The sequence below is a fragment of the uncultured Psychrobacter sp. genome (assembly GCF_947488565.1).
Classification (GTDB): domain Bacteria; phylum Pseudomonadota; class Gammaproteobacteria; order Pseudomonadales; family Moraxellaceae; genus Psychrobacter; species Psychrobacter saeujeotis.
The window spans coordinates 557,938-581,191 of record NZ_CANKZC010000001.1; the positions used below are offsets into that span (position 1 = coordinate 557,938).

19 protein-coding genes are annotated in these 23,254 nt (G+C 42.2%); 10 read left to right on the forward strand and 9 right to left on the reverse strand.

The window, feature by feature from the left end; translation table 11 throughout:
* Window positions 1-134 precede the first annotated feature (134 nt).
* The 5 genes from Q0890_RS02155 (at window position 135) to Q0890_RS02175 (ending at window position 6,051) form a co-directional block, all read left to right on the forward strand.
* Window positions 135-1,775 carry an ABC transporter substrate-binding protein gene (locus Q0890_RS02155; protein ID WP_299216980.1) on the forward strand — a complete coding sequence of 547 codons (1,641 nt, stop codon included), beginning with the start codon at window positions 135-137 and terminating at the stop codon, window positions 1,773-1,775.
* 164 nt (window positions 1,776-1,939) lie between these two features.
* Window positions 1,940-2,956 carry an ABC transporter permease gene (locus Q0890_RS02160; protein WP_299216983.1) on the forward strand — a complete coding sequence of 339 codons (1,017 nt, stop codon included), beginning with the start codon at window positions 1,940-1,942 and terminating at the stop codon, window positions 2,954-2,956.
* A 139-nt stretch (window positions 2,957-3,095) separates the two neighbouring features.
* Window positions 3,096-4,007 carry an ABC transporter permease gene (locus Q0890_RS02165; protein WP_299216986.1) on the forward strand — a complete coding sequence of 304 codons (912 nt, stop codon included), beginning with the start codon at window positions 3,096-3,098 and terminating at the stop codon, window positions 4,005-4,007.
* Complete coding sequence (locus Q0890_RS02170; RefSeq protein WP_299216989.1) at window positions 4,007-5,083, forward strand: ABC transporter ATP-binding protein; 1,077 nt, start codon at window positions 4,007-4,009, stop codon at window positions 5,081-5,083. Before Q0890_RS02165 ends, Q0890_RS02170 begins: the two co-directional genes overlap by 1 nt.
* A complete protein-coding gene (locus Q0890_RS02175; protein ID WP_299216992.1) occupies window positions 5,080-6,051 on the forward strand; it encodes a peptide ABC transporter ATP-binding protein in 972 nt (323 codons plus the stop codon). Before Q0890_RS02170 ends, Q0890_RS02175 begins: the two co-directional genes overlap by 4 nt.
* Before the next feature lie 188 nt (window positions 6,052-6,239).
* Here the strand turns inward: Q0890_RS02175 and Q0890_RS02180 are convergent, their stop codons facing one another.
* The 4 genes from Q0890_RS02180 to serS all read right to left on the reverse strand — a co-directional run bounded on the left by Q0890_RS02180 (window position 6,240) and on the right by serS (window position 10,786).
* A complete protein-coding gene (locus tag Q0890_RS02180; protein ID WP_299216995.1) occupies window positions 6,240-6,560 on the reverse strand; it encodes a hypothetical protein in 321 nt (106 codons plus the stop codon).
* A 150-nt stretch (window positions 6,561-6,710) separates the two neighbouring features.
* Window positions 6,711-7,004 carry a PAAR domain-containing protein gene (locus Q0890_RS02185; protein ID WP_299216998.1) on the reverse strand — a complete coding sequence of 98 codons (294 nt, stop codon included), beginning with the start codon at window positions 7,002-7,004 and terminating at the stop codon, window positions 6,711-6,713.
* A gap of 228 nt (window positions 7,005-7,232) precedes the next feature.
* Window positions 7,233-9,230 carry a transketolase gene (tkt, locus tag Q0890_RS02190; protein WP_299217001.1) on the reverse strand — a complete coding sequence of 666 codons (1,998 nt, stop codon included), beginning with the start codon at window positions 9,228-9,230 and terminating at the stop codon, window positions 7,233-7,235.
* Window positions 9,231-9,499: 269 nt separating this feature from the next.
* On the reverse strand, window positions 9,500-10,786 hold the full coding sequence (gene serS / locus Q0890_RS02195) for a serine--tRNA ligase (RefSeq protein WP_299217004.1): 1,287 nt from the start codon (window positions 10,784-10,786) through the stop codon (window positions 9,500-9,502).
* A 527-nt stretch (window positions 10,787-11,313) separates the two neighbouring features.
* Here serS and Q0890_RS02200 point away from each other — a divergent pair.
* Window positions 11,314-11,976 carry a YcxB family protein gene (locus tag Q0890_RS02200; protein WP_299217007.1) on the forward strand — a complete coding sequence of 221 codons (663 nt, stop codon included), beginning with the start codon at window positions 11,314-11,316 and terminating at the stop codon, window positions 11,974-11,976.
* Between the two features lie 213 nt (window positions 11,977-12,189).
* Window positions 12,190-12,675, forward strand: coding sequence for a Dps family protein (locus Q0890_RS02205; RefSeq protein ID WP_299217009.1), 486 nt, complete (start codon window positions 12,190-12,192; stop codon window positions 12,673-12,675).
* A gap of 105 nt (window positions 12,676-12,780) precedes the next feature.
* Here the strand turns inward: Q0890_RS02205 and Q0890_RS02210 are convergent, their stop codons facing one another.
* The 3 genes from Q0890_RS02210 to Q0890_RS02220 form a co-directional block, all read right to left on the reverse strand.
* Window positions 12,781-13,488: a DUF2057 family protein gene (locus Q0890_RS02210; RefSeq protein ID WP_299217012.1), complete on the reverse strand. Its 708-nt coding sequence runs from the start codon at window positions 13,486-13,488 to the stop codon at window positions 12,781-12,783.
* A gap of 99 nt (window positions 13,489-13,587) precedes the next feature.
* Window positions 13,588-14,391 carry a DnaA regulatory inactivator Hda gene (gene hda / locus Q0890_RS02215; protein WP_299217015.1) on the reverse strand — a complete coding sequence of 268 codons (804 nt, stop codon included), beginning with the start codon at window positions 14,389-14,391 and terminating at the stop codon, window positions 13,588-13,590.
* 319 nt (window positions 14,392-14,710) lie between these two features.
* The gene (locus Q0890_RS02220; RefSeq protein WP_299217018.1) at window positions 14,711-15,817 is read right to left on the reverse strand and encodes an AI-2E family transporter; all 1,107 of its coding nucleotides are present in this window, start codon (window positions 15,815-15,817) and stop codon (window positions 14,711-14,713) included.
* A gap of 360 nt (window positions 15,818-16,177) precedes the next feature.
* On the opposite strand from Q0890_RS02220, the gene purM reads away from it, so the two are divergent.
* Both purM and purN read left to right on the forward strand, forming a co-directional pair.
* A complete protein-coding gene (purM, locus tag Q0890_RS02225) occupies window positions 16,178-17,227 on the forward strand; it encodes a phosphoribosylformylglycinamidine cyclo-ligase (RefSeq protein ID WP_299217020.1) in 1,050 nt (349 codons plus the stop codon).
* Window positions 17,227-17,934: a phosphoribosylglycinamide formyltransferase gene (gene purN, locus Q0890_RS02230; RefSeq protein ID WP_299217022.1), complete on the forward strand. Its 708-nt coding sequence runs from the start codon at window positions 17,227-17,229 to the stop codon at window positions 17,932-17,934. Before purM ends, purN begins: the two co-directional genes overlap by 1 nt.
* A gap of 152 nt (window positions 17,935-18,086) precedes the next feature.
* Here the strand turns inward: purN and Q0890_RS02235 are convergent, their stop codons facing one another.
* Window positions 18,087-19,466 carry an NAD-dependent succinate-semialdehyde dehydrogenase gene (locus Q0890_RS02235; RefSeq protein ID WP_299217025.1) on the reverse strand — a complete coding sequence of 460 codons (1,380 nt, stop codon included), beginning with the start codon at window positions 19,464-19,466 and terminating at the stop codon, window positions 18,087-18,089.
* A 374-nt stretch (window positions 19,467-19,840) separates the two neighbouring features.
* Window positions 19,841-20,830, reverse strand: coding sequence for a LysR family transcriptional regulator (locus Q0890_RS02240; protein WP_299217027.1), 990 nt, complete (start codon window positions 20,828-20,830; stop codon window positions 19,841-19,843).
* Between the two features lie 681 nt (window positions 20,831-21,511).
* Between Q0890_RS02240 and Q0890_RS02245 the strand changes: the two genes are divergently transcribed.
* Window positions 21,512-23,098, forward strand: coding sequence for an isocitrate lyase (locus Q0890_RS02245; RefSeq protein ID WP_299217030.1), 1,587 nt, complete (start codon window positions 21,512-21,514; stop codon window positions 23,096-23,098).
* The last annotated feature ends 156 nt before the right edge of the window (window positions 23,099-23,254 follow it).

Sequence of the window (23,254 nt, forward strand, 5' to 3'; positions counted from 1 at the left end):
TGCATTGCATATTAAAAATATTATATTGATAAAAACTTTAAAGGGAATTAAGAGTTTGCCAACTGTGTTTATGGTTTAGGTATGAACCTGTGCATATATCGGCAAACTTCTTATCATTTACATAGGATGTAATAATGCAAAAATCACTCTTCAAATTTACTTTGTTGGCTACGGTTATTTTAGGTATCAGCGCTTGTAGCGGCGACAACAAAACCACTGATGAATCCGCTGCTAGCTCAGATGCCAAAGCGGCTAAAACATTGCTTTATTGCTCAGAAGGCAGCCCTGCTGGCTTCGATCCAGCACAGTATACTTCTGGTACTGACTTTGATGCCAGCGCCTACCCTATCTATAACGGCTTGGTAGAATTCAAAAGAGCTGACACCGAGATTCAACCAGGGCTGGCTGAAAGCTGGGATATTAGCGAAGACGGCAAAACCTATACCTTTAATCTACGTAAAGGGGTCAAATTTGGTAAAACAGACTACTTTACCCCAACCCGCGACTTTAACGCTGATGACGTTGTCTTTACGCTAGAACGTATCACCAATCCAGACTTTGAGTTCAACAAAGCCTATCCTGCTGAATTCCCATATTCGGTTGGTATGGGGCTGCCTGATATCATCTCTGATATCGAAAAGGTTGACGACTATACGGTAAAAGTTACCCTCAGCGAGACCAACGCACCGTTTTTACAGAACCTAGCGATGGCCTTTGCTTACATCAACTCTGCTGAATACGCAGATCAGCTAATGGCTGCAGACAATGCCGCTGATATCAATACTAAACCTGTTGGTACCGGACCTTTCGTCTTTACTTCTTATCAAAAAGACGCGCAAATTCGCTATACCAAAAACCCAGACTATTGGAACAAAGATGATATTCACATCGATAACCTAGTGTTTGTCATTACCAAAGATTCAGCGGTTCGCGCCCAAAAAGTTCAAGCTGGTGAATGCCATGTGTCCGCCTACCCTAAGCCTGCTGAAATCGACTCTGTCAAAAAATCTGGTAAGGCCACGGTGCTTGATCAGCCTGGCTTCAACGTCGGCTATGTGGGCTACAATGTCGAAAAACCGAAGCTTAGTGACCTAAAAGTTCGCCAAGCATTGGATATGGCCATCAACAAAGACGCTATTATCAATGCGGTTTATCAAAGTGAGGGACTCAAAGCGACCAATCCTATGCCGCCAACACAGTGGGGTTATGATGAGTCGCTTAAAGACGCTTCTTATGATGTTGAAAAAGCCAAAGCGCTCATCAAAGAAGCCGGCGCTGATAATCTTGAAATTGACCTATGGTATATGCCAGTTCAACGCCCATACAACCCTAATGCCAAGCTCATGGCTGAGATGCTACAAGCAGATTGGGCGAAGATTGGCGTCGATACCAAGCTTGTCACTTATGAATGGGGCGAGTACCTAAATCGAGCTGCTAAAGGTGAGCACGATGTTATTTTAGCTGGCTGGACTGGTGACAATGGTGATCCAGATAACTGGCTTGGCACGTTATTATCTTGCGATGCTGTCGGTGGTAACAACTACTCACGCTGGTGTAATAAGGACTTTGACAGTTTAGTGACCAACGCCCGCCAGATTACCAATCAAGATGATCGCGTCAGTGATTATGTACAAGCTCAGCAGATATTCAAAGAGCAGCTGCCTTGGACGACGATGGCGCATTCGGTGGTGACCGTATTCACAGCACCAAACGTTGTCGATTATAAGATTAGTCCACTGGGTTCAATACGCTTCGATAGTGTCAAGGTTGAATAACCTGAACTGATAAAGTCCGGTACGACATACACGATTGTTTAATTCGTATTCGGCTAGGTCAGACCCTCTGCTCTAGCCGATTTTATATAAACTAACTGTTTTGTCACGGGCACTCTTTTCACTGTCAACACTCTAATCATTGAACCACAACTATTGAGCAGCCCATGCTACTTTATATTTTGCGTCGTATTGCCATTTTAATTCCTGTCTACCTTGGCTTAACGCTATCAACCTTTACCCTGATTCGTCTCGTCCCTGGCGATGCCGTTGAGATTATGATGGGTGAGCGTATGGTCGATCCAGAATTACATGCTCGTGCCTTAGAAAGACTTGGTTTAGATAAACCTCTCATCGTCCAATATTGGGATTACCTAACCGGTATTTTGACCGGTGATTTTGGTCAGTCCTTTCGTACACGTACTCCAGTATTGCAAGATTTCTTTGCCCATTTTGTCCCAACCTTAGAGCTGGCTTTGTGCGCCATTGTCATTGCTAGCGTCATTGGTGTCAGCTTAGGTATCTTTGCCGCACTCAGGCGTGGTACGTGGATTGATTATACTTTGATGTCAGGGGCGCTGGCAGGATACTCTATGCCTATCTATCTATTGGGACCCATCCTAACAGGTATATTCGCCCATTATTTAGGTCTTTTACCAGTTGCTGGGGTGATATCTGTCGCTCAGTTTTTGGATGTTCAGCCCTTGTATGGCTCATGGCTATTGGGTTCTTTGACGTCAGGAGAGCCTGGTGCATTTTGGGATGTGGTAAAACACTTTATTCTGCCGTCTATTGCCTTATCAACCATTCCTCTAGCGATGATTGCGCGGATGACGCGCTCTGCAATGCTAGAGGTGCTAGATGAAGACTATGTACGTACAGCACGAGCCAAAGGCTTATCGCCGCGCCGAGTGATATTAGTGCACGTTATGCGTAATGCTTTAATTACGGTAATTACTGTCGTTGGCTTACAGATGGCCACATTACTTGCTGGCGCCATTATCACTGAGACTATCTTTAGTTGGCCAGGTGTTGGTAATTGGCTACTTGATGGGTTCTTTACTCGTGATTATCCAATTGTGCAAAACGGTATTTTACTGGTCGCCACCGCCTTGATTTTGGTTAGTTTATTTATTGATATTTTGTATGGTCTTATTAATCCACGTATTCGACATACTTCTTAATTTAACATTGATAAATAATTATATTACAAATAGTGATGATTGGCGCTTATATGCTTTAGAGCAATTTTAAAATTTTAAGTATTTTTTAGGAATAAGACTCTAAACGCCTTTAAAGCGCCGACCACTACAGGAATTGCTCATGAAGCCTTCTGTTCTTCCCTCCGATGTCAATCTAGCAGCCACACCGCCTTCGTCTTGGCAGCTGTTTTTATCGACATTTTGCCGAAATAAAGGCGCTGTACTTGGTTTTATTGTACTCGCGTTAATGGTGATTATCGCCATACTTGCGCCCGCTATTGCGCCTCACGATCCTTATGAGCTATTCACCGGCCAAGAGCAGCTCCCACCCGCTTTTTTGGACGGTGGCAATGCGATGTTTTGGCTCGGCACTGACGATGCAGGTCGAGATACTTTATCTCGGGTGATGTATGGCGCACGTTACTCATTGTTTATTGGTCTAAGTGCCACTACTCTCGCTATGCTGGTCGGTGTTTCATTAGGACTTAGCGCTGCATTTTGGCCAAAGGTTTGGGGCAAAGCGGTGATGCTAGTCAATGATATTTTGATGTCCTATCCAAGCTTGCTATTGGCTATCATTATTGCAGCTATCCTAGGCCCTTCTATGACCAATACGATTATCACCATTGCCTTGGTTTGTACGCCACCTTTTATCCGCCTGACACGTGCTACCGCGATGGTAGAGCTACAACGTGAGTATTTTGTTGCCTCACAAGTGATGGGTGCTGGCGTGTTGCGTTTATTGTTTGTGACCATTCTGCCCAACTGTATGGCCCCACTTATCGTACAAGCGACGATGATTTTCTCCTCTGCTATTTTAGAAGCAGGCGCGATTGGTTTCTTAGGTTTTGGCGTACAACCGCCAGATGCAGAATGGGGCGCGATGCTTGGTACAGCGCGTCAATATATTCAAAGTAATGTTTGGCTAGCCATTTGGCCAGGTGTCGCTATTTTCTTAGCTGCTTTGTCAATTAATTTAACTGGTGATGGCCTACGCGATGCACTAGATCCCAAATTGAAGCAGGTGACCTAATGACAAAGATTTTGAACAATGCTGCTGTAGTAAATTCAACAGATACTGCGGCAACCAATACCCCATTACTGCTAGATATTGAGAATCTTTCGGTGACTTTCGGTGAAGGAGCGCGTGCTTTTCGCGCAGTGGACGATGTGTCATTGAAGATCAGGCAAGGCGAAGTGGTGGCAGTAGTCGGAGAATCTGGCTCAGGAAAATCCGTCACGATGATGGCCTTGATGGGTCTACTGCCACCTTCTGCGACAGTTCGTGCTAAGCGGGTAATGTTCGATAATAAAGACATGCTAAGTATGCCAGCCAAAGAAAAACGCGGCATTATTGGCAAAGACATCTCGATGATTTTTCAAAATGCGATGTCTTGTCTAAATCCAAGCTTTACGGTTGAGATGCAATTGGGTGAAGTATTACGCAAGCATCTTGGTTTGCGGGGTTCGGCGGTTCAAACACGTATCTTGGAGCTGCTAGAATTGGTCGAGATGCCTGATGCCAAAAATCGTCTTAAAGTCTATCCGCATCAGCTATCGGGTGGCATGAGTCAACGGGTCATGATTGCAATGGCAATTGCCTGTGAGCCAAAACTCCTTATCGCTGATGAGCCAACCACCGCGCTCGATGTTACAGTCCAAGCGCAAATCATGGATCTGCTTAGCCGACTACAACGCGAAAAACAAATGGCCATGGTACTTATTACTCACGACCTAGGCCTCGTCGCACAAAATTCACGCGATGTCGTCGTCATGTATGCCGGACAAGTGGTTGAAACCAGTACCGTACCAGAGATTTTTCAAAAACCTGCGCATCCTTATACTGAAGCTTTGTTACAGGCTATTCCTGAGCTGGCTATCGGTCAAGACCGACTCAACAGCTTGCCAGGTGTGGTACCCAGTCAATACGATCGGCCAAATGGTTGCTTACTGTCTCCTCGTTGTCCGTATAAAGAGCCAGCTTGTGATGTACCACCGCCCATTTTAGCGACGCCTACTGGCAACGTGCGCTGTATTCACTCAGATCTGCCAGACTTACCTTCTCACACTTCTATCGCCAACGCTGCTACTTTGGAGTCCCAAGCATGAGTAATAAAGTGGTCTTAAAAGCAGACAATTTACACAAGCATTATCCCGTCTCACAAGGTTTGGGCAAACCTAAAGCTTATGTTAAAGCACTAAACGGCATCTCATTTGAGCTTGAAGCTGGTAAGACGCTAGCGGTCGTTGGTGAATCAGGCTGCGGTAAATCAACGCTTGCCCGCCAGTTGACGCTGATTGAACAGCCTACTGATGGTGAGTTATTTATCAATGATGAAGCAACGACTGGCTACAGCCGAAAAGCATTAAAAGATTTGCGCACTGAGATTCAGATGGTTTTTCAAAACCCTTATGGCAGCTTAAATCCGCGTCATACTATCGGTTATCAATTGACTGAACCGTTAGATATCCATACTAAGCTATCAAAGGAAGAAAAGCGTAGTAAGATAAATGAGATGATGAGGCATGTTGGTCTACGTCCCGAACATGCTGGCCGTTATCCACATATGTTTTCAGGTGGTCAGCGTCAACGGATTGCCCTTGCCCGTGCTATGATGCTCAATCCAAAAATTGTGGTCGCTGATGAGCCAACCTCCGCGCTCGATGTCTCGATTCAAGCGCAAGTCCTAAATTTATTTATGGATTTGCAGGATGAGTATCGTACTGCTTACGTCTTTATTTCGCACAACCTCTCAGTGGTACGCCATGTCGCCGATGATGTGATGGTAATGTATTTAGGCCAAGCGGTCGAACACGGGCCTAAAAAGGCCATTTATAATGCGCCAAAACATCCTTATACCATTGCTTTGTTAGCGGCTGCACCGACAGTAGCAGGTCAAAAAAACGACTTAACCTTACATGGCGAGCTTCCAAGCCCACTTAATCCGCCAAGTGGTTGCGCACTGCATAAACGCTGCCCTTATGCTAAGCCTAAATGTAGTGAAATAGAGCCCGAGCTACGAGAGTGGGATGGTCGATTGGTGTCTTGTTTACGGTTGGAAGAGATTTATGGTTGAGATAAATAATTGCCTAGACTTGGGTCTGCAATACAATGTTAAATACGAGATAAAAAAAGACTTAGACGCGCTGACATTAAAGTTTTCATTTACCGAATAAGGTAATATTGCAACTATAAAGTCATACACATCTAAGTCTGAATGAGTGCTACCAAATTTATATTTATTTTGGTACTTTTATATATTACTTAATACTGCCATGGTTGGTCTTGTTCTATACCAGCCGTGTCTAATTTATTTCTTTTTTTCTGAATTTTGGTGTCTATCTTTTCCTGTTTTTTACTAGCTTTTTGATTGATATCGTCAATTAAGCCTTGAATCATCTTATCTACTTTGTCTTGCTCTTTTTGACGTTTCTTATCTACTTTACCAAGCTCCTTTTGACGCGCCTTGTCTATTTTATCTTGTTCTTTTTGGCGCAACTTATCAAGCTTACTCAGCTGTTTCTTAACCTTTTTACTGAGTGTGATATCATCTTTTGTATTATTCTTAGCAGATTTGTCTGACATAAGGCAACTCCTCAATTGTATTGTATAAATTGTTTGGATACTTGATGTTAAGTTAATATCATTGTCTAATCAACGTGTTAGTACAAAACAAATACACATCGCAAAGCGCCCTTAAATTGGTAAACCAAACATAATATTAATCGTTATTCATCATGTAGGCTGCTCAACGCCAAACACTTCAAAGTCCGACTCCGCAAACGACTGCTGAATAGCAATCAATTTCGCACCGCAGCTCGTCACATCACCACCGCGTGCAATAGGCGCACCATCGACGATAAAAGTAGGATCACCTGTCAGAATAGTAGTGACCTTTTTGCACTTTCTACAAATGACCTTATCCCCTTTACGTGAGACTTGCACGCCATTGTGCGTGGTATGCGGTGAACCCGTAATAACTGTACCGCCATATGTAGTTGTAGCGCCAACAGTGATATAGGCTGCCATAATATTATCCTAAAGTATTATTCTAAAAACTTAGTTTGCAAAGAAGCATACTGCTTACTAAGCAGATTTCCATTTAGTTAAGCAGAACAACAAACAAATATCAATTAAAAGCCAAAAACCAACCAAAAAAAGAGCCACCAGAATTATCCAGCAGCTCTCTTTCGTGCAACATTATTAACTTAACTAAAAATCATAGCTAAGTGCTGGGCTAAAGCCGCAGCCTAAACCCTAAACCAAATTATTCACCGCATCAACCACAGCATCAGTTGTAATACCAAACTCTTTATACAAGTCGCTAGCAGGTGCCGATTCGCCATAAGTGGTCATGCCGATGACTTTGCCATCTAGGCCGACGAACTTATACCAGTAATCGACATGGGCCGCTTCGACAGCGACGCGAGCACGGATATTGGCAGGTAATACAGCGTCACGGTAGCTGGCGTCTTGCTCCATAAAGATTTCAGCACATGGCATAGAGACCACACGCACGCCAACGCCATTTTCGCTAAGCGTTTTATGCGCTTCCATAGCCAAGCCAACTTCTGAACCCGTGGCGATGATGATGGCTTTTAGCTCGCCTTGTTCCTTCGCTAGTACGTAACCACCTTTGGTAATGTTAGCGACTTGCTCATTGTCACGTGCTTGATGTGGCAAGCTTTGACGGCTAAAGATGAGCGCTGATGGATTGTTTTCCGATTTAATCGCTTCTACCCAAGCAGTAGCAGATTCGGTCGCATCACAAGGACGCCATGTACGTAGGTTTGGCGTGGTACGCAGGCTAGTCAATTGCTCAACTGGCTGATGCGTTGGGCCATCTTCACCCAGGCCGATAGAGTCATGGGTGTAGACGTGGATGATACGTTGCTTCATCAATGCACCCATACGGACCGCATTACGCGCGTATTCCATAAACATCAAGAAAGTTGCCACGTAAGGGATAAAGCCGCCATGGAGCGCAATACCATTGGCAATCGCCGTCATACCGAACTCGCGCACGCCATAGTAAACATAGTTGCCGTCGCTGTCAGTTTCGATACCTTTAGCATCTTTAAATAGCGTCAAGTTTGAGCCAGCAAGATCTGCTGAGCCGCCTAACAACTCTGGTAATAATGGCTGTAGCGTATTAATCGCGTTTTGACTGGCTTTACGGCTGGCAACATCACCGCCCTGTTCTTGGGTTTGTTGGATATAGTCCTTTGCTTGCTTGTCAAAGTCAGCTGGCAATTCGCCATTTAAACGGCGTAATAGCTCGCTTGCCAATTCTGGATAAGCCTTTTTATACGCTTCAAAGTCCGCATCCCAGTTCTTTTGTTGGACATCGCCTTTGGCTTTGGCATCCCACGCTTCATAGATTTCATCATCTAATTCAAACGGTGCATGCTTCCAAGATAACGCATCACGAGTCAAGGCAATTTCATCATCACCAAGTGGCGCACCATGGCTAGCGGCTAGACCTTGTTTGTTCGGGCTACCAGCACCGATAGTCGTTTTACAAATGATTAAACTTGGACGAGTTTTCTCTGCAATCGCTTGTTCAGTTGCTTGCGTGATCGCATCGGTATCATGACCATCAACTTTGATGACTTGCCAGCCGTACGACTCAAAACGGGCCTCAGTATCATCAGTGAACCAGCCTTCGACATCACCATCGATAGAGATACCGTTGTCATCATAGAAAAATACCAATTTGCCAAGCCCTAACGTACCCGCTAATGAGCACACTTCATGACTGATACCTTCCATGAGACAGCCATCACCTAGGAATGCATAGGTATGATGATCGACGACATTATGACCGTCACGGTTGAACTGTGCCGCTAGCGTCTTCTCAGCGATAGCAAAACCAACCGCATTGGCAATACCTTGACCGAGTGGACCAGTCGTGGTTTCTACACCTGGTGTATAGCCAAGCTCAGGATGGCCGGGGGTTTTTGAATGTAGCTGACGAAAGCCTTTTAAGTCGTCAACGCTAACATCATAACCTGATAAATGTAGTAACGAGTAAATAAGCATCGAGCCATGGCCGTTCGATAACACAAAGCGATCGCGGTTGTGCCATTGCGGGTCAGCAGGATTGTGCTTTAAAAATTTGCGCCACAGAACTTCAGCAATATCAGCCATACCCATCGGCGCGCCTGGGTGTCCAGAGTTGGCTTTTTGAACCGCATCAAATGAGAGTACACGGATGGCATTGGCTAATTTACGTTCGTTAATTGGGGTGGGCATAGAGTGTCCTAATATTCGAATGAGAAGTATGGAGGATAAGAGGAAAATCGATTGAACAATGAAATAAAAGCGCGATAAACGCTCTTGCTAATAAGGTATTTAATTAAGGTGCAATATTAACATATTTGCCATAAGCCAAACCAAAAACGGTATCATAAAATCGTTCGTATTTAACCCATGACTTATATCGGTTCTATCAAACAACTGGCTAAAAATAACAAATGACAAGTTTGCATTATAAACTGCCATTTATATGTTCAAAACACTTATTAAACTGAAATAGTCTCAGCACCGCCCATAAATGGACGCAATACTTCTGGAATAGTGATACTACCGTCAGCGTTCTGATGATTTTCCATCACCGCAAGTAAGGTACGGCCGACTGCCAAACCTGAGCCATTTAGCGTATGCGCAAGACTGGTCTGCTTGCCGTCTTTGACCCGTGTACCCATACGGCGTGCTTGGAAATCACCGCAGTTAGAGCAACTTGAGATTTCACGATAGGTCTCTTGGCTCGGTAACCATACTTCGATGTCATAAGTCTTTTGTGCAGCAAACCCCATATCGCCCGTACATAATTTGACGGTGCGATATGGTAAGTTAAGCTGTTGCAAAACATACTCAGCCTGTCCCGTCATCGCCTCTAATAGCTCATCAGATTGCTCAGCTGAGGCAATATTGACCATCTCAACTTTTTCAAACTGATGTTGACGGATAAGACCACGAGTATCGCGGCCGTGTGAGCCGGCTTCACTACGGAAACAGGGCGTATGCGCGGTGAACTTAAGCGGTAGCTCTTTGATATCCAGACGCTCACCGCGTACCAAGTTGGTCATCGGTACTTCCGCCGTTGGAATGAGATAAAAATCCATCTCATCGTTATTGGTATGATTGGTCAATTTAAACAAATCATCTTCAAACTTTGGCAACTGACCGGTGCCAGTCAGGCTCTCAGAGTTGACAATATAAGGCACATACGTTTCTGTATAGCCGTACTTAATGGTATGCGTATTGAGCATAAATTGAATCAAGGCACGGTGAAGCTGTGCCAACTGACCTTTTAATACATTAAAGCGGCTACCAGTAAGCTTCGCTGCGGCTTCAAAATCAAGCATACTGAGCGTCTCACCAATGTGAGTATGGTCTTGAATCTCAAAATCAAACTCGCGTGGCGTGCCCCACTTGCGTACTTCGACGTTATCATCTTCTGACGTCCCCACTGGCACATCTGCTGCTGGAATATTTGGGATTTGCAGGGCAACTTGATTGATACGTTCTTGTAGGGTGCGCAGGTCATCTTCTGCTATTTTAATCTCACCGCTGACACTTTGCATCTGAGCCAATAGCTCGCTGGCATCTTCGCCTGATTTTTTTAGCGCGCCCACTTGTTTTGCACCTATATTACGGCGCGATTGCAACTCTTCAGTTTTGACTTGTAGCGATTTACGCTCATTTTCGATGGTTTGCCAGAACGCCATGTCAAGCTCGTAGCCACGAGTGGCAAGTTGTTGCTGTAAATCGCTTAAGTCGCCGCGCAAGAGTTTTGGATCAATCATAATAGTTGCCTGTAACGATGAGTGTGAATAAAAGGTTTAAATAATATTATTAATATAAGAATCGTACAGCTGAGAGTGACAATCAAACTTGATGGCAGCTGATTTAGTTATGAGAATCAATAGTAGTCGCTATAATACCAAGACCTAGCAGATTTGACCATGTTTCGACCCTGTTTAAACTGAGTTTCGACCATTTTTTAACAAGATGATTAATTATTATTTACAGTACATTACCTGCAGCACATTATTTGAATTATTCCAATTGCAACACGCTAAAATGCAGTGGTTTTATACTACCCTTTTGACACGTAGAGCTTACTATTTAATCAACTGAGCTATAAATACGTGCATTAATATCATTAATATGGCATCTATCAGTGAACAGATATCCTTATATGTTCCATTTAAGAGTACTTTTCGGTAAGATAAGCGCATACCTTTACTCCACTTTCAGCCAAATATGCGTAGCTGCTTCGTTTTGGCAATTTCAACCCAACACTTTTAATATAAGTATTTGAGAAACCTTTATGGCCCTGTACCCCTACACGCTACAACCTGTCCCCCTAAACCTGACTGAGGCTGAATTTCATCAAGCACAGTATGAGCTATTTGCCAGTGCCAGCCCCTCTTTCGGTCTAAAAAGTATCAAAATAAAAGAATGGATTATTATGGCGGTGGTCGTCATACTGGCGGTTGCAGGGCTAATATTCGTGACAGGCTATTCCACTATTATATTTTGGGTCATGCTGGTCTCGGTCGTCATTTACCTATTGGTTCGTACTTTAGGCTTTAAATGGTATGTCAAAAAACAGTTTGATAAACAAGTCGCTGAACAAGAGATGCCAGATGAGATGCGTCAAATGAAGCTTGGCGTGCAAAAACACGGCTTAGTCATGGCAATGCCCTCCAATCAGCCAGACTTGATGAACAGTAATAAGATGCGCGGTATGCAGATGCGAGCTGGCGCTACCCAACAAGCGGTCATCCCATGGACTGCCATAAAAAGCTGGGATGAGACTGATGACTATATCTTTATGATGTTTGAAATGAAAGGGCAACAAGGCAGTCAAATTGTACCCAAACGTTTACAAGCACAGAAATTCCCTATCGATACTGTCCGCCAGCACTTACAAGAAGTCGTGCCGATACGCGGCTTAAACCCTGAAAGCTTACAACCACCTTCACAGTAAGGTTTTATAGAATCAATCATATAGTTATATTTATTAAAATTAACCAATGCATCATAGTTTGCTATTATTATAAGCATCAAAGGAAGAGATAGAGTATATATTGATAGATATAGATGAACGGCGAAGTATTTTATCTATAACCAAATTTAGTAGAACACCTGCTCTTCTTTATTTATTATCGTATAACCACACTCACACTATAAGGACGATACTATGAGTAATTCTAATAACGCTACTAATCAGATCGGTCTAGAAAAAGCAGACATGAGCGCAGTCATTGCACAGTTAAACAATCTACTATCAACGTATCATGTATTTTATTTAAACGTACGCGGTTATCATTGGAACGTAAAAGGCGAGCACTTTTTTACATTGCATCCTCAATTTGAAGAATTGTATACGTCGCTACAATTACAGATTGACGAGATTGCTGAGCGTATCTTGACCTTGGGTGGTACGCCACTCCATGCTTATAGCGATTTTACGCAGCATACTAGCATCAGTGAAGATAAAAACGTTAAAGATGGTACAAGCTGCGTTAAAGGCGTGGTTTCAGGGTTGCAAGCATTAATCGCAGAACAACGCCAAGTGTCTTCACTAGCGGCAGAAGGTGATGACCAAGGTACTGCTGATTTGATAGATGCATACGTACAAGAGCAAGAAAAACTGATATGGATGTACAATGCATTCTTAGGTTAATAGTTTGATTAAAACATATAGAAATCAAGACAAAAAAAGCACCTATCATTAGGTGCTTTTTTATTGCTTATTTTTATAATAGTGAAGCTTTTTAATACTAAGACTTTATTTTTGGATCCATTGACGCATTTTTTCGCGCTCAGCAGGGGTTGCATTAAGCCAGATCTGCATAAAGCTATCAAGCGTATTTGTAGTCTGTGCTGTAGTTGTAGAGCCTATCGCGCCAGTGTTTACTCTAGGCTGTGTGGTCACAATTTGTGATGTGCTTGGCTGTTCTATTGCAGCAATGGCACGCTGATTTTGTAGTTCAGCATCATCACCACCACCGAATACGCCGCCTAGAGCTTTACCGATGCCTGAGAGTAAACCACCGTTATTCCCACCAAGACTTTGTTGACTCGCAATCACTGTGTCATTGCTTAGTATCGCCAGTGTTGGACGCTCAGCATATTCTTTGGCGGCTTTATAGTCTTCTGGTTGATTAGGCATAGCCAAACGGTATGTTTGGTTGTCAGCCAACCCTGCTGTTACGCTGATGTTGCCTGAACGCAAATAATCATGCTCATCATGAGATAATTTATATAAACGGTCGTATTTAGCAGTAATAGCATGTTGACCCGGCTGCAAAGTAAACGTCTTCGTTAAAGGCTGAAATGCACTTTGTTTGACTTCCTGTCCGTTGATAGCCGTTACTTTGATATGATCATCAACGTTTAAAGTAACCTCTGCATGTGAGAGCATAGATACCGCACCTACGCTTACGAATAGCATACTGGTGGTCATTTTTTTGAGCAAAGAAGCAGAGATTTTCATAAGACATCCTATCCACGATAAAAAATTTAGTGAGAAAATTAACAGTTACAGTATCAAGCTATCTATCTTTAATGAGCTTACCTTAGTGAGCTTTGATATCTAAAAATCTAAGGGTATTGTATGATTATCATTATTTGCCGCTTCACTATCGTCATGGACTTCTTGAGCAATGTCTGCAAGCTCAGCGGCAAGCGTTTGCTCATCAATAGTACGCAAAGCATCGCTTATGACTGCTTTTGATATATTGCTACGTCCAAGATTAGAGAACATCGGCTGAATATAATTGAGTACTTCCATCATTGCACCGATACGATGAGGACCATCGGTAAGCAAATGATCAATAATACGCCCATCGAACTGCCAACCTCGCCTGCGTAATATAGATTGTAATAGTGCTTGACGATCTGCCAACTCATGACCATTAGGTACTTTAAAAGTAGGCGCTTGTGCTAAACGTGTCAGTAAGTCAGTCAGCTGAAACGGCAGCTCACTGGCTGGCCGATTGGCAGCAAATAGCAACTGCCGCTGCCCTTCTCGGCTACGGTTTATTAAATGAAATAAGGCTTCTTGCCATTGACTACTATGTTCTAATACTTCCAAATCATCAATAGCAATAAGATCAAAATTTTCTAGAGATGACAGTACATGGACATCTGTATGGATCAATTCATTAAGCGATAAACAAATTGCAGTCTTGTCCATCTCAATAAATGACTCGCAAATAGCCGATAATAAATGAGACTTGCCAGTAGCGGGGCTACCAAATAAGTACAGCTGACCTATCAGGCCGACATGTAGTTGCCGCACTGCATCAATAATCGACATCCAACCTGGACCTGAAAAGTCACTGAGGCTTGCATCGTGTTTAATGTCTAGATTAAGACTTAGCTGTGCTTCTGCCATGAATCATCAACTCGTTTTGCATCGTACAAAAAAAAGAAAAACCACCTGACTAATGACTCTCTTTTAACTGACTTGAATACTGTGTAACATGAATTTGCTGCTATTGACTGTGGCTTTTTTAACCGACATCTTATTAATGAATGTCTTTTTTAAGAACAATGAATAAGCAATTACTCTAGTCAATACTGCGCCTATATATAACATATTTATAAAATGACTGACAACTCTTTTGCTCCCTAACCTACATTAACCATTTGTATGCAGACTGCTGTCTGACTACCGCCATCAATGTAGGCTATGAACTCCGATACTATATGATTTACTTTTTTTCGAATAAGTTTAACTGTTTACGTCCCTTATAAAGATCCGTAGAACGGTAATAATCATATAAATGATGAAACAATACGTTTAGTACAGCGGATACAGGCAAGGCAATCAACATACCAACGAACCCTAAGATACTTGCGCCTGCCAATACTGCAAATATCACCCAAAGTGGTGACAAGCCAATCTTATCACCCAGCAACAACGGCTGTAGAATATAGCCTTCTGCTGCCTGACCTACCAAAAACGCACCCACTATCAAAGACAGATAAGTCCAATTCAAACCAAACTGGAAGAGACAAGCGATAACAGCAGCAATAAAACCAAGACCAAAGCCTAGATAAGGAACAAAGCTTGCGATACCTGCACCCATACCGATGATTATACCAAGCTCAAGCCCAATAAGTTGTAATTGTACAGCATAAATGATTCCCAATAATACCATGACCAACAGCTGACCTTTGATAAAAGCCATCAATGCACGATCACACTCTTGAGCAACCTCAATCACTGTTTTGCAATAAGCATTGGGGATGGCAACTTTCCAGCTAAGTAAACGTTTGTCCCAATTAAACAAAAAGTAAAAAGTCAAAATGGGCACTAGCACAATAAGTCCAGCGCTATTAATAAAATTCATACTTGAGGCGATTATTTGAGTCATCCAAGTACTGGCGTCTGAAAATCTATAATGTGTTTGCATATAGTCCATTAATGTCTCAGACAGCCCTTTGGCCTCTAACTCTGGTAGACGAAAACGAGTATTGGCACTAAACCATGCGCGCACAACCTCATCATACCAGTTCAAAATCTTAGGTAGATACTCCCAAGCTGCCTGCAATTGATGCCACAACGTTGGCACAATCAACCAAAGTAGCAGTATCATACTCAACGTCAATATGGCATAAACGACGATTATCGCTATCCAACGTCTGACATATTTGGATAAACGTCTAACCAACGGATTTAGCAAATATGCCAATATAAAAGCAATTAAAAACGGTATAATAACCGGCAACATTAAATACAACAGAAATAAGGTTACAACAATAGCAACGACAATAAATAAGCGCCGAAAAAATGGATCTATTGGTTGGTTTATCATTAAGGACAATCCTACAATTAATCTGATTTAAAAATAATAACGTTACCAAGTTTGGTTATGTCATTTATAGAATAATTTACTATAGCAGCCATCATTAGTGCGTTAATTTTATAATGACTTAGGCGTCTTATTATCGCAAAGTACAGTAAAAAAGCAGTCATTTTTTGTGTCTTAGCTTTTTATTTGTGACTTATAGCGAATCTTGGCTAAATATTGGTAAGTTGCTTTGCGAGTGTGGCCCATTTTTGGGTATAATGCGCGCACTACATTCAGATTCCCTAATATTGACTACAATTATTCATTTTGATGAACGACTTCAACTATTGATTCCAATTATCTATCCCCAATTGTGAGATGACTATGAGTGACAAGCCTTCTTTAAGCTACAAAGATGCCGGTGTTGATATTGATGCAGGCGATGCGTTGGTTCAACGAATCAAATCCGTAGCAAAAGCCACTACTCGCCCTGAAGTTGTGGGTGGTCTGGGCGGTTTCGGCGCGTTATGTCGTATTCCGACAGGGTATACTTCTCCGTTACTGGTCTCTGGTACTGATGGTGTCGGTACCAAGCTTAAATTGGCGTTACAACTAAACCGTCATGACACTATTGGTATTGATTTGGTCGCCATGTGCGTTAATGATTTACTAGTATGCGGTGCAGAGCCATTATTCTTTTTAGATTATTATGCGACTGGTAAGCTGGATGTCGATGTAGCGGCAACTGTAGTCACTGGCATCGGCGATGGTTGCAAGCTTGCCAACTGCGCACTTATCGGTGGCGAGACAGCTGAGATGCCAGGCATGTATCAAGATGATGATTATGACTTGGCTGGATTTTGTGTCGGCGTAGTCGAAGAAAGCAAGGTCATCACTGGTGAAAATGTCAGCGAGGGCGATGTATTGATCGCACTTGCTTCAAGTGGCGCGCACTCAAACGGCTACTCTCTTGTACGTAAAGTTATTGAGGTAAGCGGCGTTGATGTCACTAGCAGCGATGAGCAGCTAGACGGCCAGCCTATTCAAGATGCCCTAATGGCACCGACTCGTATCTACGTAAAAGCCATTAAAGCTTTGCAAGATACGCTTGGTAGCTCGGCTTTACATGCCATGTCACACATTACTGGTGGCGGCTTAACAGATAACTTACCACGGGTATTACCAGATAACTTGGCTGCTAGTATTGATACGAGTAGCTGGCAGTTCTCAGAGCTATTTACGTGGCTACAAACCCAAGGTAATATTGAGCAAAGCGAGATGTATCGCACCTTTAACTGTGGGGTTGGTTTTGTCATCGTAGTACCAAAAGACAAAGCAGATATCGCTATTAAAACGTTGAACGAGGCGGGTGAAAACGCTTGGCAAATCGGTGAAATGGTTAGCCGTGAAGCAGACGCAGTGGTATACCGTTAATGTCAGACAGTCATAAAAAAGATAGTCATAAAAAAGGGAACCACAAACCATTGCGAGTGGCTGTCTTAGTATCCGGTAGCGGTAGCAATTTGCAAGTGTTAATAGACGCGGTGCAAGCAGGTACACTACCAGTTGAGATAGTCGGGGTCATCAGCAACCGCGATGACGCTTATGCCATCACACGCGCAAAAGATGCTTCTATTCCAGTAGCGGTGTTGTCACATGCTGCGAGCGGTAAACGCATGGGGATTAAGACTTTTGAGACTCATGCCAGCGCCCAGATAGCGACATGGCAACCTGATCTGATTGTATTGGCGGGCTTTATGCGGGTGCTAAGCGCCGAATTTATCGACAATATGTCAGCGCCAATGATTAATCTACATCCTTCTTTGTTGCCGGCCTATAAAGGGCTTGTTACGCATCAACGCGTCATACAAGCAGGCGAGCGTCAGCATGGCTGTAGTATTCATGTGGTTACAGCTGAGCTGGATGCCGGTGCTGTTTTGACCCAAGCACTGCTAGAAATCAATCCTAAAGATACTGCTGATAGTTTGCAAACACGTGTGCAAACGCTTGAGCATCAATTGTTGCCTTGGACAATCTTGCTAATATCCAAAGGTGTCTTATCGTTGAACAATGAGCAATTATCAAATCAGAAACCTACCTATATGCCGACATTACCTTTGAAGCTATATTTAAACAGTTAAAGCAATGGTAAGAAGCAAAAAAAGATATTAACCATTTAAAACTATCGATCATAAAAAAGCCCAGTCATTCATACTTTGAATAACTGGGCTTTTTACTGTTTACTTTTAAAGAGTATTTAGAGGGTTTTAGCTCTCAATACTTTTATGCATTATTAACCTTTATGGACGTGTACACCTTTGATGTTAACAAACTCTTTAATACCAAAGCCACCATGTTCACGGCCATGACCTGAGTTTTTTACGCCACCAAATGGTAGTGCTGGATTGGCAAGACCATAGCCATTGATATAGACCATACCTGTATCAAACTCTTCATTGGCTAAGCGGATAGCTTTGTCTTCATCTTTAGAGAAAATTGCACCACCTAAACCATAACGGCTATCGTTAGCGATACGCAAAGCATCATCTTGATCTTTAGCACGTATTAGCGAGGCTACTGGTCCAAATAACTCATCATCGTAAGCTGGTTGACCTTTCTCGACGTTCTCTAAGATAGTTGCAGGATAGAAACTACCTTTGCCTTCTGGTAGCGTACCGCCAACAGAGATTGTCGCCCCTTTGCTTACGCTCTCTTCTACCTGCTCATGCAGTTTTTCTTGTAAATCTTTACGCGCTAATGGGCCAATATCTGAGCTATCGTCCATCGGATCGCCAGCTTTTTTGCTTGCAAATTCTTCAACGATACGTTTACGGAACTCATCGTATAAGCTGTCAACGACGATAAAGCGCTTTGCAGCCACACAGGTTTCACCATTATTGATGAGACGTGCTTGTGTACAAGTTTGTACAGCAAGCTCTAAATCGGCATCTTCTAAAACGATAAAGGCGTCGTTTGAACCCAGTTCTAGCACCGCTTTTTTGATTGCTTTTGCCGCTTGCTGACCAACGATGCTACCTGCACCATCACTACCAGTAAGCGTCACGCCGCGTACCTTGTCATGACCGATTAATACTTCTGACTGGTCATGATCGATTAGGATTGTACGGAACAAATCGTTTGGTAAATCAGACTCATGGAATATTTTTTCGATCAGTAATCCTGAACCAGTTACATTCGCTGCATGCTTAAGTAAGATGCTATTACCAGCCATCAAATTGGCAATAGTATAGCGAAATACTTGATAAGCTGGGAAATTCCAAGGCTGCATGCCGTAGATAACGCCGATTGGCTGATAAGTGACAATGCCTTTTTTCATACCTTCAACATCGCGTTCATCATCTGCAAGCGCAGTAACGCCCTTCTCTGCCGTATAGTCACAAATCGCTTTACATAAATCGACTTCACTCAAGCTTTGATTATAGAGCTTACCACGCTCTTCAGTCATAAGCTTTGACAGCTCTTCTTTGTATTTCATTAAAGTCTCACCAATAGAGTTGATGACCTTGGCACGTTCTTCATGACTGGTTTTACGCCATTCTAAAAACGCCTGATGCGAGGCTTCAACAATCTCGTTGACCTCGTTATTACTCATATAGTTATATTCTTTAATGTCTTCGCCTGTCGCTGGGTTTACAGTAGTAATATCTGCCATGATTATTGACCTTATTTATTTGTTTGTTTAATTAATTGAGAAATTGCTAAGTAGCTTAGATGACACTCATTATAAAACACACGTTTTTTGGCCTGATCTTCTAGGCCTAATTAGTTATTGTTTCGAAGAGGCTCGTTCTAAATAGCTTTTTGCTCAACGTTTACTCTTTTAATTTGGAATTATCATAACAAAACTATTTGACTTACAGTTTTACAAGATATAAAGAAATGTGCTCAATATGTTAAGAGTGTGACTGTCTTATTAAGAAATACTTAACCCATACTAAGTTTAAGCAAATAAAAAACCAGCACGGTGGCTGGTTCTATATTTTTTCAATAAGTATATGAATGAAAGACACTTTATTCGTCAATCTTTTAGAACAGATGATTAATAGTGGGTATTTCTTGCTCCTGACTCTCCTCATCAGCAACCACTTGCCGTGCGACATGCATAATCAGTTGTCTTAACCAACGATGAGCTGGATGATGCTGGAGCAATGGTGACCATGCCATTGTTAGCTCAAACTCAGGAATAAAGAATGGTGGCTCCTTCATCATAATGCTGTCATTGTTGGCCTGCATGCGTGCAACTCGCGTCGGCAAGGTAGCAATCAAGTCTTTATTGGCCGCAAGCATTGCTGGCATCTGATAATGACGTGTAAAGACACTAATTTGTCTTTTTTGTCCCAAACGTTGCAAAGCTTGGTCAATAGAGCCAAGTCCACCAGATTTTTCTGGATTGACACCAAATCCCACGCCCATACCAGTTTTAGATACCCATACATGTTGCGCTTTTAGATAGTTTTTCAGATTAAAACGATTGGCATAAGGGCTTTCTGATGCTAGCAAACAGCTAAAAGTATCACGCCAAACCAATACTTGATGAAAGCTTTGTGGTATCTCATTAAAGCGGTTAATCGCCAAATCAACTCGGCCCTGCTCCATATCACGATAAGACACATCTGATGGCGTTAAGAAATCCAAAATGACATTTGGTGCCTCAGAGCGTAAGGCTTTGACCAATTTTGGTACTAATGTCGCTTCGGCATAATCTGAGGTCATAATACGAAAAACACGTGATGTGCTATACGGACGAAATTCTGTACGGGGTTCTAGCACTTGAGTCAAATCAGCAAGTATTTCGCGAATACGCGGTTGCAACTCTAAAGCTCTCTCAGTCGGCGTCATGCCTTCAGATGAACGTACTAACAATGGATCATTAAACAGTTTGCGTAAACGACGCAGTATATTACTCATCGCAGGTTGAGTAATGCCAAGCTGCTCAGCTGCACGAGTAACGTTTTTTTCTCGTAGCAACACGTCTAAATGTACCAGTAAATTCAAGTCTACCCGCTGCAGATTCATATATGTGTCTCTTTACCTTAGAATAAATACCACTATAAACGCGGCACTTTTTGTCCTGTTATTGAGTACAAGCCATCTATATTAAAATGAAATAAGGATAATTTTGGATTAGCTTTCTTATTATATACGCATTATAACTTAATTCATCTATCATAAATCGTTGTTTTATAAATACTATCATTATAAGAAATACCCAAGATAATAATCATAAACTAGATAAATCAAGACAACCTAGCTATAGTGTTTAGCAAGTGTTTAATTAGTTCTTGTTACTTGTCAGGCTATCACTGTGAACTTAATAGGTTAGTTACAACGTGTATTTTATCGTATTTTCATGCGGAAATACGGACATAACATTTATTACCCCTACTTATTTTTCGCTACTGCTTGTTTTTAAGCTTGGATTAGGCAGTTGTATCTTTCAAGATAACAAGTATTTTGTCCATCAAATAAGCCTTATAAAAGAACCTGTTTAGGCTGAAATAAAAAATAAATGATAAAAGCTGACCAAATCGACAGGTTTTATTTGCTTTTATGATAATTTTCTTATAGTTTAGTAGAGCTTGCTAACGCAAAAGGTTTATATTTTAGTTTTTACTTCTGCCAGCATTTTTCTATACATACCAAAATTATTCAAATACTTCTAACTTATTGTTTTACACCCCACCAAGGAGATTATAGATGTCAACTGCTTATAAATCAGCGATCGATGTAGTACGTGAACTAAAACAAAAACACGGTAACTGGCAAAATATCAGTGAAACCGATGCGGCGCGTATGATGTTGCAAAACCGTTTTAAGACAGGTTTAGATATCGCTAAATATACTGCAAAAATCATGCGTCAAGACATGGAAGAATATGATAATGATACCTCTCAGTACACCCAATCTTTAGGTGCTTGGCATGGTTTTATCGCTCAACAAACCATGTACGCTAAGAAAAAATACTTTGGCACGACTTCTAAAACCTATATTTACCTATCTGGCTGGATGGTTGCTGCTCTTCGTTCTGAGTTTGGTCCTCTACCTGACCAATCTATGCATGAAAAAACCTCAGTTGGTAAGCTAATCGAAGAAATCTATACCTTCTTACGTCAAGCTGATGCTAAAGTATTGAACGACTACTTCCGTGAGTTAAATGCAGCTGAAGAAGCGGGTCAAGACACTAAAGCTATCTTAGAAAAAATCGAAAACTTTGATTCACATGTTGTGCCAATTATTGCTGATATCGATGCAGGTTTTGGTAACGAAGAAGCGACTTACTTATTGGCCAAACAGCTAATCGAAGCGGGTGCTTGTGCGCTACAAATCGAAAACCAAGTATCTGATGCAAAACAGTGTGGTCACCAAGCTGGTAAAGTAACTGTCCCTCATGAAGACTATATCGCAAAGTTAAATGCTATTCGCTATGCATTCTTAGAGCTTGGTGTAGAAGATGGTGTTATCGTTGCCCGTACTGACTCTGAAGGTGCGTCTCTCACGCAAAAAATTCCAGTATCAAATGAGCCAGGCGATCTTGCTTCTAAATATATCGACTTCCTAGAAATGGAAGAAGTGAGCATTGAAGAAGCCAACGAAAACGACAGCTTACTCAAGCATGACGGCAAATTAGTACGTCCAGTACGTATGCCAAATGGCCTATATAGCTTCCGTGAAGACACCAATATCGATCGCGTGGTACTTGACTGTGTGACGGCGCTAGAGAATGGTGCGGATTTATTATGGATTGAAACCCCAACGCCAAACGTTGAACACATCAAAATGATGGTCGATCGCATTAAAGAGCAGCAGCCAAAAGCGAAGCTTGTTTATAACAACAGCCCATCGTTCAACTGGACGCTAAACTTCCGTAAGCAAATCATCGCTCAGTGGGAAGATGAAGGTAAAGACATCTCTAAGTACAATAAAGATGACTTGATGAGCGCTGATTATGATGGTACTGAGCTTGATACAGCAGCTGATGAAGCGGCTAAAAACTTCCAAAAAGATGCTTCACGCGAAGCAGGTGTATTCCATCACTTAATCACCCTACCAACTTATCACACTACAGCATTAAGTGTGCATGAGCTTGCTAAAGGCTACTTTGGTGAAGAAGGTATGCTTGCCTATGCTGCTGGCGTCCAGCGTAAAGAAATCCGTGAAGGCATCTCTTGTGTTAAGCACCAGGCAATGGCAGGTTCTGACCTTGGTGATGACCACAAAGAGATCTTCTCTGGTGACAACGCACTTAAAGCTGGTGGCGGTAAAAACACCATGAACCAGTTCTAGTAACCCACTACTTATAATGGTATTTTATAAATACCAGTTATAAAAAAGCCGCTCTGCATTATGTAGGGCGGCTTTTTATTGCGCTCTGTTAAGCCAAGCAAAAATAAAGTTTTACTTGTTATTCAGTGATAGCTTTCATACGATGGTAGTCACCTA

Excerpts from the sequence above, each read along its gene's own strand:
- Q0890_RS02155 (WP_299216980.1), top strand. The coding sequence starts at position 135 with ATGCAAAAATCACTCTTCAAATTTACTTTGTTGGCTACGGTTATTTTA.
- Q0890_RS02160 (WP_299216983.1), top strand. The coding sequence starts at position 1,940 with ATGCTACTTTATATTTTGCGTCGTATTGCCATTTTAATTCCTGTCTAC.
- Q0890_RS02165 (WP_299216986.1), top strand. The coding sequence starts at position 3,096 with ATGAAGCCTTCTGTTCTTCCCTCCGATGTCAATCTAGCAGCCACACCG.
- Q0890_RS02170 (WP_299216989.1), top strand. The coding sequence starts at position 4,007 with ATGACAAAGATTTTGAACAATGCTGCTGTAGTAAATTCAACAGATACT.
- Q0890_RS02175 (WP_299216992.1), top strand. The coding sequence starts at position 5,080 with ATGAGTAATAAAGTGGTCTTAAAAGCAGACAATTTACACAAGCATTAT.
- Q0890_RS02180 (WP_299216995.1), bottom strand. The coding sequence starts at position 6,560 with ATGTCAGACAAATCTGCTAAGAATAATACAAAAGATGATATCACACTC.
- Q0890_RS02185 (WP_299216998.1), bottom strand. The coding sequence starts at position 7,004 with ATGGCAGCCTATATCACTGTTGGCGCTACAACTACATATGGCGGTACA.
- tkt (WP_299217001.1), bottom strand. The coding sequence starts at position 9,230 with ATGCCCACCCCAATTAACGAACGTAAATTAGCCAATGCCATCCGTGTA.
- serS (WP_299217004.1), bottom strand. The coding sequence starts at position 10,786 with ATGATTGATCCAAAACTCTTGCGCGGCGACTTAAGCGATTTACAGCAA.
- Q0890_RS02200 (WP_299217007.1), top strand. The coding sequence starts at position 11,314 with ATGGCCCTGTACCCCTACACGCTACAACCTGTCCCCCTAAACCTGACT.
- Q0890_RS02205 (WP_299217009.1), top strand. The coding sequence starts at position 12,190 with ATGAGTAATTCTAATAACGCTACTAATCAGATCGGTCTAGAAAAAGCA.
- Q0890_RS02210 (WP_299217012.1), bottom strand. The coding sequence starts at position 13,488 with ATGAAAATCTCTGCTTCTTTGCTCAAAAAAATGACCACCAGTATGCTA.
- hda (WP_299217015.1), bottom strand. The coding sequence starts at position 14,391 with ATGGCAGAAGCACAGCTAAGTCTTAATCTAGACATTAAACACGATGCA.
- Q0890_RS02220 (WP_299217018.1), bottom strand. The coding sequence starts at position 15,817 with ATGATAAACCAACCAATAGATCCATTTTTTCGGCGCTTATTTATTGTC.
- purM (WP_299217020.1), top strand. The coding sequence starts at position 16,178 with ATGAGTGACAAGCCTTCTTTAAGCTACAAAGATGCCGGTGTTGATATT.
- purN (WP_299217022.1), top strand. The coding sequence starts at position 17,227 with ATGTCAGACAGTCATAAAAAAGATAGTCATAAAAAAGGGAACCACAAA.
- Q0890_RS02235 (WP_299217025.1), bottom strand. The coding sequence starts at position 19,466 with ATGGCAGATATTACTACTGTAAACCCAGCGACAGGCGAAGACATTAAA.
- Q0890_RS02240 (WP_299217027.1), bottom strand. The coding sequence starts at position 20,830 with ATGAATCTGCAGCGGGTAGACTTGAATTTACTGGTACATTTAGACGTG.
- Q0890_RS02245 (WP_299217030.1), top strand. The coding sequence starts at position 21,512 with ATGTCAACTGCTTATAAATCAGCGATCGATGTAGTACGTGAACTAAAA.